This window comes from Streptomyces sp. NPDC056734, assembly GCF_042790455.1.
Classification (GTDB): Bacteria; Actinomycetota; Actinomycetes; order Streptomycetales; family Streptomycetaceae; genus Streptomyces.
Map to the genome: position 1 here is coordinate 1 of NZ_JBHTZD010000029.1, position 8005 is coordinate 8005.

7 protein-coding genes are annotated in these 8005 nt (G+C 74.4%); 2 read left to right on the forward strand and 5 right to left on the reverse strand.

Annotation, left to right across the window (positions count from 1 at the left end; genetic code table 11):
• Positions 1-194: 194 nt before the first annotated feature.
• From ACFRFC_RS32825 to ACFRFC_RS32835, 3 genes are all read right to left on the reverse strand, one after another.
• Positions 195-620 carry an OsmC family protein gene (locus ACFRFC_RS32825; RefSeq protein WP_382692127.1) on the reverse strand — a complete coding sequence of 142 codons (426 nt, stop codon included), beginning with the start codon at positions 618-620 and terminating at the stop codon, positions 195-197.
• Between the two features lie 138 nt (positions 621-758).
• The gene (locus ACFRFC_RS32830) at positions 759-2915 is read right to left on the reverse strand and encodes a phage holin family protein (protein WP_382692128.1); all 2157 of its coding nucleotides are present in this window, start codon (positions 2913-2915) and stop codon (positions 759-761) included.
• Between the two features lie 218 nt (positions 2916-3133).
• Positions 3134-3553 (reverse strand): hypothetical protein, encoded by a 420-nt coding sequence (locus ACFRFC_RS32835; protein WP_382692129.1) that lies wholly within the window; start codon positions 3551-3553, stop codon positions 3134-3136.
• Between the two features lie 83 nt (positions 3554-3636).
• Here ACFRFC_RS32835 and ACFRFC_RS32840 point away from each other — a divergent pair, with 83 nt between their 5' ends.
• Complete coding sequence (locus ACFRFC_RS32840; RefSeq protein ID WP_382692130.1) at positions 3637-4410, forward strand: MBL fold metallo-hydrolase; 774 nt, start codon at positions 3637-3639, stop codon at positions 4408-4410.
• Complete coding sequence (locus ACFRFC_RS32845; RefSeq protein WP_382692131.1) at positions 4407-5033, forward strand: DedA family protein; 627 nt, start codon at positions 4407-4409, stop codon at positions 5031-5033. The genes ACFRFC_RS32840 and ACFRFC_RS32845 overlap by 4 nt, the downstream gene beginning before the upstream one ends.
• Before the next feature lie 355 nt (positions 5034-5388).
• Here the strand turns inward: ACFRFC_RS32845 and ACFRFC_RS32850 are convergent, their stop codons facing one another.
• Together ACFRFC_RS32850 and ACFRFC_RS32855 are read right to left on the reverse strand one after the other, a co-directional pair.
• Positions 5389-6471 carry an MBL fold metallo-hydrolase gene (locus tag ACFRFC_RS32850; protein ID WP_382692132.1) on the reverse strand — a complete coding sequence of 361 codons (1083 nt, stop codon included), beginning with the start codon at positions 6469-6471 and terminating at the stop codon, positions 5389-5391.
• The gene (locus tag ACFRFC_RS32855) at positions 6468-7715 is read right to left on the reverse strand and encodes an aminotransferase class I/II-fold pyridoxal phosphate-dependent enzyme (RefSeq protein ID WP_382692133.1); all 1248 of its coding nucleotides are present in this window, start codon (positions 7713-7715) and stop codon (positions 6468-6470) included. Before ACFRFC_RS32855 ends, ACFRFC_RS32850 begins: the two co-directional genes overlap by 4 nt.
• Positions 7716-8005 lie beyond the last annotated feature (290 nt).

Sequence of the window (8005 nt, forward strand, 5' to 3'; positions counted from 1 at the left end):
GTCCCGAGATCGATCCCGACCGCGCGTGCCATGACTGTCCCCTTCCACCGGACGTCCACCGGACGCTTCCCTTCCAGCACAGGACCTGCGCGGGGCCTTGTCAATGCGGCATCTGTCCCAGAAGTACCCGGAAACGACGGTGCCGCATCCCTGGAGCAGGGATGCGGCACGCCGTTCTCACGGTGGTACGAGGGTCAGGCGAGCTTCGCCGTGAGGGTGATCGTCGTCCCGGTGAGGGCCTGGCTGACCGGGCAGTTCGCCTTGGCGCCCTCGGCGGCGGCGACGAACGTGTCGTTGTCGATGCCGGGCACGGTGCCCTCCACGGTCAGGTGGATGCCCGTGATGCCCTCGCCCGGCTGGAACGTGACGTCCGCCGAGGTGACCAGCTTGGTGGGCGGGGTGTCCGCGCCGGCCAGGGCGTGGGACAGCGCCATGGAGAAGCAGCTGGAGTGGGCGGCGGCGATCAGCTCCTCAGGGCTCGTCTTGCCATTGGCGGCCTCGGCACGCGACGGCCAGGAAACCGGCTGCTCGCCGATGCCGGAGGAGTCGAAGGTGACGACGCCGCTGCCCTGGAGAAGATTGCCTTCCCAGACGGTGTGTGCGGAGCGCGTGGTGGCCACGGTGGTTCCTTTCGCATACGAGTGCGTTTCTCGCGCCCTATCCGATCACATTCCGGCTCAGCACACCCGGAACACCGGCCCACGGACGCCGGCTCGGCTCGAACCGTGTGCGCAATGGACGGGGGCGGCCCAGCCGATCTACCGGGCGGGGACGGGATCCGTCCCGTCCGGCTCACCGAACCCGCCCGCCTCCCCCGTCACCTCACCGGCGTCCGCGACGGCGTCCGCCACGATATCCGCGACAGCCACCGGCACCTGCGGCCCATGGCACTCCCGCAGCCAGCGCCTCAGCACCCGGTGCACGCGCTCCGCGCCCACCAGTTCGGCCCCGTCGCCGACCGGCGCGGACAGCGCGAGCGGCGAGAGCAGGAAGGGCCGCCCCTGGCAGCCGCCGAGACCGCCGTGGGAGCCGATCTGCTCCTCGAACGCGAGGACCTCGCCGTCGGCCGGGTCGTGGAAGGAGTTGACCATGATGTCGGCGGTGTGCGGGAAGGAGTGCGTGCGGCGTACGGCGTCGGCGGCGCCCGGCCCGAAGGGCGCGAGCGGGCTGCGGGCGGCGTCGTCCAGGTCGGCGAGCGGGATCTCGCTCCCGTAGGCGCCCAGCACCACTCCCCCGTGCACCTCGCTGCGCACCAGCAGGAAGCCGATGCCGGGATGGTTGGCGAGGGTCGGCAGCAGGGCGGGGTGGCGGGCGTCGATCTCCTCCTTGGTCATCCGGTGCGGCACGTCCGGGAAGGAGACGAGGCCGAGGTTGCCGGAGGCGAGCACGATCGGCTCGGAGCGGCGCGAGGGGCGGTGGTGCTCGCCGCTCTCCTCGACCGGGCGGCGCAGCGCGGCCCGTACGGCGGCCCGCGCCTCGGCGCCGCTGCGGGTGCTCCGGGCCCGGCGCGGCACGGGCAGCCCGCACCCCGCCCGGACCAGATCGCCGAGGGTGAGCCCGTAGCGGGAGCGGAACGTCTCGCCGGGGCTCTGCCCGTGGTCGGACAGCAGGACGATCTGGTAGGGGCGCGGGGCGTGCTCGGCGCACTTCTCGATCAGCGCGAGCGAGCGGTCGAGCCGGGCGAGGACCCGCTCGGCGTCCCGGCTGTGCGGCCCGGAGTGGTGCGCCACCTCGTCGTACGCCACCAGGTCGGCGTAGACGGAGGTGCGACCGGCGAGCATGTCGCCCATGACGGCGGCGACCACGACGTCCCGTTCGACGACGGTCGCGAAGGCGCGGATGAAGGGGTAGAGGCCGCCGCGCGAGACTCTCGGCCGGACCTTGCGCAGCCGGGCCCGGGTGGACTGGCCGACCTCGCGGCCGACCTCGGCGACGAAGGAGAGGGCGGTGCGTACGGCGTTGGCGGGGTCGGAGAAGTAGGCGAAGTAGCCCGCGCGGGAACGGTTCTCGCGGCTGCGCCGGCGGGCGGCGATGGACAGCACCAGGGCCTGTTCGTCGGCGCCGCCGCTGAACAGATTGCCCCGGCTGGCGCCGTCGGCGGTGAGCAGCCCGCCGTCGCCGGTGCGCTCGACGGCCCGGCGCTGGAGGGCGGCGGCGCTGGTGGGCCGGTTGCAGACCACAACCTCGCGCTGGTCCTTCTCGTACCAGCGGAAGGCGGGCACGTCGAAGTTGCTGCCGTGCAGGATGCCGAGCTGGCTGGCGCCGGTCTGGCTGGACCAGTCGGTGCGCCAGGGGATCAGCCGGTGGGTGGGCCCGGTGCCGTCGGCGGCCCCGAGCCAGCGTCCGACGGCGGGCATCAGCCCTTTCCGGACGGCGGCCTCCAGTACGTCATGGCCGACGCCGTCGAGCTGGAGGAAGACCGTGCCGTGGGTGACCGGGCCGGGTGGCAGGGGGGTGCGGCGGCGGTCGGCGAGCCGGTACAGCCGGCGGCGGTAGGCGTCGTCGTCGCGCACGGCGAGGGCGGCGCCGGTCGCGGAGGCGACGGCGGACATCACGGCGGCCACCACGACGGCCGTCTCCGGGGAGGCGTCGCCGCGGGCGGCGGGGTTCAGCCGCAGGGCGATGAGCAGCAGCGCGCCGTTGAGGAAGAACGCCAGCAGGCCGAGGACCAGGGCGGGCACCAGCAGCAGGAAGCGGACCATCAGCGGCCACACCAGCGCGGACAGCAGCCCGAAGCCGCCCGCGCCGAGGGCGGCGGTGATCGCGATCCGGGTGGCGCTGTCACCGTCGGCGGACTGCAACTGGAAGTCCGGGAGGATGCCCGCGAGGATCAGCATCGTGACGGTGCTGACCGCCCATACCGTGGCGCTGCGCCCCACCTGACTGACGACCTTGCGCCAACGCACTCCCCGCACCTCACCTCCCGGCCCAAGACAGACACGGACCTGCCCTCCACCCTGTCACAACGCCAAGAGGAACCGATTCGCCGTGGGAGGGGAGGGGACGGGAGGGGCGGGGGGGGCTGGCGTCGGAAAGTCGGCACCCCGGCATCGGACGGCCAACCGCCCGAGCGGCGGCCCGGCGACCACTGGAACAGCCGGTCAGCGCCCCGGCAGGGGTCGGCGGGAGCCGGTCACCGGCCGTCGTAGCCCGCCGTCGGCAGGGACAGCCGGCGGTGGACGCGGGCCTTCATCTTCGCGTCGTACGCCGGTTCCGCGTGGCCGACGGTTTCCACCCGCACCCCGCGGCGGGCGCACTCCTCGATGAACTCCTCCACGGACGCGAGCGCGCTCTCCAGCACCCGTCTGCTGGGGGCCACGAAGACGTCCCGTCCCGGCCGTACGTCGTCCCACAGGATGCGGTGGTCGGGCCGTAACCCGGAGACCAGTAACTGCCGGGTGACCACATAGCCGCGTTCGGCCGCCCACCGGGCACACATGGCGTGCTGGCTGCGCGAGTCCACCAGGAACGGATCGGCGTCCAGTTCCTCCAGCGGCGTCAGGCTGGCGATCGTCGTGACACGTGTGCCGGAGGCACCGCGCAGCTCTCCCATGGGCCCCCCTCACCTCCGGGTTTCGCCGTCGACCCTACCGCTGCGCGTAGGCTTCGGGGGAGTCGCGCGAAGGAGGCAAAGGGGTGCCGGTGGAGATCACCTGGTGGGGTCACGCCACCTGCACGGTCGAGGATTCGGACGTACGCGTCCTCACCGATCCCCTGTTCGCCCGCCGGCTCGCTCATCTGCGCCGCCGCCGGGGTGACGTACCCCCGGGCGACGCCCGGCGCGCGGACGTCGCCCTGGTCTCCCATCTGCACGCCGACCACCTCCATGTGCCCTCGCTGGCGAGCCTCGCGCCAGGCACCCGGGTGCTGGTGCCCCGGGGCGCGACCCGGGCCGTGGCCGGCATCCGCAGGCTGGCCCATCTCCAGCTCGTGGAGGTGACACCCGGTGACATGATCACGGTCGGCGACCTCGTGGTACGGGCCGTGCCCGCACGCCATGACGGGCGGCGGCTGCCGGTCGGTCCGCGTCGCGCCCCCGCGCTCGGCTACGTGGTGGAGGGCGAGGCGCGGACGTACTTCGCCGGGGACACGGGACTGTTCGACGCCATGGCCGAGGAAGTCGGGCCGGTCGACGTGGCGTTGCTGCCGGTGGGCGGCTGGGGACCGTATCTGGGCGAGGAGCATCTGGACGCGGGACGGGCGGCGCAGGCGCTGGCCCGGCTCGGGGCGCACAGCGCGGTGCCGGTGCACTACGGCACGTACTGGCCGATCGGCATGGACGCGGTGCGCCCGCACGAGTTCCACGCGCCCGGCGATGAATTCGTCCGGCTCGCGGCGGAGTCCGCGCCCGGGGTGACCGTGCACCGGTTGTCGCACGGCGAGCGGGTGCGGCCGGAGGTCGCCCGGTGAGCTGGCTGGCGGCGGCTGCCACGAACGCGCCGCCGGAGAGCACGCAGCAGGCGATCGGCTATCCCACGCTGTTCGTGCTGGTGCTGCTGGGGGCGCTGATACCCGTGGTGCCGACGGGCGCGCTGGTCAGTTCGGCGGCGGTGGTGGCGTTCCACCAGACCGCGCCCTTCTCGATGGCGCTGGTCTTCGTGACCGCGTCACTGGCCGCGTTCCTCGGTGATGTGGCGCTGTACTGGCTGGGGCGGCGCGGGATGGGGTCGCGGAACGGGTCGCGGTGGCTGAAGGCGATACGGGCGCGGGCGCCCGAGGACCGGCTGGAGCAGGCGCAGCGGAAGCTGGCCGAGCACGGGGTGGCGGTACTGGTGCTGTCGCGGCTGGTGCCGGCGGGGCGGTTGCCGGTGATGCTGGCGTGTCTGATGGCGGAGTGGCCGCTGCGGAGGTTTGCGCGGGGGGATGTGCCGGCCTGTCTGGCCTGGGCCGTGACGTATCAGTTGATCGGCGTTCTCGGCGGGTCGCTGTTCAGTGAGCCGTGGGCGGGGGTGGTGGCGGCGGTGGTCCTGACGGTCGTCATCAGCGCGGTGCCTGCGCTTTGGCGTCGGGTTCGGGGGGTTCGGGGGGCTTGAGATGGTCGGGCCGGTGCGGGTTGTGGTGGGCCGGTCGCGCAGTTCCCCGCGCCCCTGAAAGCACACACCGAACACCACCCCGTTCTGTCGGAGGCGCGGGGAACTGAGCATTCGGGGGCGCGGGGCTTTTTTGGGGGGCGCGGGGAACGGCGCATCCGGGGACGCGGGGCTTTTTTTGGGGGGCGCGGGGAACTGCGCATCCGGGGACGCGGGGTACTGGGCATTCGGGGACGCGGGGAACCGGGCTTTTTTTGGGGGCGCGGGGAACTGCGCGAGCGACCACGACGCTCCCGCACCCGGACTCCCGGCTTCGCCCACCCCACCCCACGCCGCCCCACCCCGCCCCATCTCCCGATCACTCCAGAACCCTCGACGCGCCCACCGGCAGGTCCCACAGATCCGCCCTCGGGCGCCCCGTCGCCTCCCAGGCGGCACGGACCCGGGTCAGAGGTTCCAGGACGGGCTCGGCGGACAGGACGAAGGTCCCCCAGTGCATGGGCGCCATCCGGGCCGCGCCCACATCAAGGGCGGCCCGCACCGCCTCCTCCGGATCACAGTGGACGTCCCTCAGCCACCACCGGGGGTCATACGCGCCGATGGGCAGAAGCGCCAGGTCGATGCCGGGATAGCGGCGCCCGATACGCGTGAACCAGTGGCCGTAACCCGTGTCACCGGCGAAGTAGACCCGCCGCCCGTCGGGATCGGTCAGCACCCAGCCGCCCCACAGCGTGCGGCAGCTGTCGGTCAGGCTCCGCTTGGACCAGTGGTGGGCGGGGACGAAGTCGAAGCGCACACCGCGCAGTTCGGCCGCCTCCCACCAGTCCAGCTCGGTGACCGTGGTGAAGCCCCGGCGGCGGAACCAGAGGGCCAGCCCGGCCGGGGCGAACACGGGGGTCGCGCGCGGGAGGCGGCGCAGCGTCGGGGCGTCCAGGTGGTCGTAGTGATTGTGGCTGATGACGACGGCGTCGATCCGGGGCAGCGCGCTCCAGGCCACGCCCACGGGGGTGATACGCGGCGGGGTGCCCAGGATCCGGCGGGACCAGACCGGGTCGGTGAGCACGGTCAGGCCGCCCACGCGCAGCACCCAGCTGGCGTGTCCGGCCCAGGTGGCGGCGATGGCGCGGGCGCCGACGCGGGGCAGCGGGCCCGGGGCGAAGGGCAGCCGGGGGATGTCGGCGAGGCCGTCGCGCCCGGGTCGTACGGCACCCTCGCGGGCGAAGCGGGCCAGGGCCTTGAGGCCGGGCAGCGGGGCGGTCAGCCGGTCGTGGAAGGCACGCGGCCACACCCGCAGCTCGGCCGGCGGGCGGGGCTCGGCCAACGGCGGGTAGGGGGCGGCGCCGGGCCCCCCGGACTGCCGGGTGCCGGCACCCGCACCCGTCCCCGCACCTGTCCCCGCACCCTTGCCGGTGCTCGTGCTCGACTCGGACTGCTGCGTCATCGCGGAGGCTCCCGTCGCTGAGCGTTGTCACGGAGTTCGTCGAAGACCGAACCCAAAGAGATCAACGCCTCTCGCACGTGCGGCAGTTCCCACGGCGAGGGTGCGGCGAGACAGGCCGCGCGCTCGGCGTCGGTGGCCCCGAGCAGCGGCCCGGTGGCCAGCCGGAACCGCAGCGCGGCGAGGTCGTCACCGAAGCGGTGGCCGCCCGGCGCGGGCATGGCGAGCCGGTGACCCAGGAAGTCCTCCAGATCCTGGGCGTCACCGACGCCCCGCGCGGTGAGCGCGGACCGCAGCGGGCTCAGATCGACGTACAGATGGCGGCCCGCCTGCGGCGGGAGGGACAGCGCGCCCGCGGCCACCACGGCGGTGTGCGCGGCGTGCGCCACGCGCGCGTGCAGCCGTACGGCGGCGGCGACCCGCGCGGTGACCGGTTCGGGCTCGCCGAGCGCGTAGCCGGCGGCGGCGGCGACCGGGCCCGCCACCGGGGCGCCGAGCGCGGTCAGGACGTCCAGCACGCGCGCGTGCAGGTCCGCGCCGTCGGCCCCGGCCGGGAGCCGGGCGATGGCGGCGGGCCAGGCGGGCGGCAGCAGCGCCCCGGCGAGGTCGCTGACGACGGTGACCCGCTCGGGCAGCATCTCGGCGGGGCTGAGCTGCACGGTGTCGTACGGCGGGTGCCGGGTGTCCCGCCAGGTCTCGTCGCTGACCAGGTGCAGCCCCTCCGCCGCGGCGGCCTCCACGACCCGGTGCAGCAGTTCGGGCGGGGCCACGGTCGCGGTCGGGTCGTCGGCGACCGACAGCACCAGCAGCCGGGGCCGCCCACCCTCGTCCCGCACCCGGCGCACGGTCTCCAGCAGCGCGTACGGGTCCGGTACGCCCCCGCACTCGGCCGGGGTCGCGACATGGAACAGGCGCCGCCCCAGCAGCCGCGCGTACGGCACCCACCAGGCGGCGCAGGGCCGGGGCACCAGGACGTCGCCGCCGAGGGCTGCGGTCAGCGCGAGCAGCAGGCTGTGGGCACCGGGCCCGGCCGCCACCTGCTCGGGCCGGGTACGCAGGCCACGCCGCTCCCAGTAGCCGCAGGCTGCCTCCAGCAGGGCCGGACCGCCACCGACGGGCTCGGTTCGCGCCCGCCCGGCCGCGGCGGCGAGCACGGCGGACAGCTCCGGCAACGGCGGAAGCCCGTCGTCCGGGAGATGCGGCCCGTAGCGGACGGGGCCGTGACTCTCCGATTCGGTCCGCCGCATCCGTACCTCCGTGCGGTGCGTTGTGGGGCAGGGGTGGTGGGGGTGCGTTTGGGTGCCGTGCGGTGGTGCCTGGTGGTTCCTAGGGTCCCTGGGGGTCCCTGGGACCCCGGGGGTCCCTGGGACGGGAGATCCGGGGGGCCGGGGTCCGGGGTCCCGAGGTCCGGAGGTCCCGGAGCCCGGAGGTCCCGGAGCCCGGGTCCGGGGTCCCGAGTCCCCAGAGCCCGGGGGTCCCGAGAACCCGAAGTCCAGGATCCTGGAACCCGAGGTCCCAAGGTCCCGAGAGCCGGGAG

What these genes read in the sequence shown, in the direction of transcription:
- ACFRFC_RS32835 (WP_382692129.1), bottom strand. Translation starts at nt 3,553, where the DNA reads ATGGGAGAGCTGCGCGGTGCCTCCGGCACACGTGTCACGACGATCGCC.
- ACFRFC_RS32850 (WP_382692132.1), bottom strand. Translation starts at nt 6,471, where the DNA reads ATGACGCAGCAGTCCGAGTCGAGCACGAGCACCGGCAAGGGTGCGGGG.
- ACFRFC_RS32855 (WP_382692133.1), bottom strand. Translation starts at nt 7,715, where the DNA reads ATGCGGCGGACCGAATCGGAGAGTCACGGCCCCGTCCGCTACGGGCCG.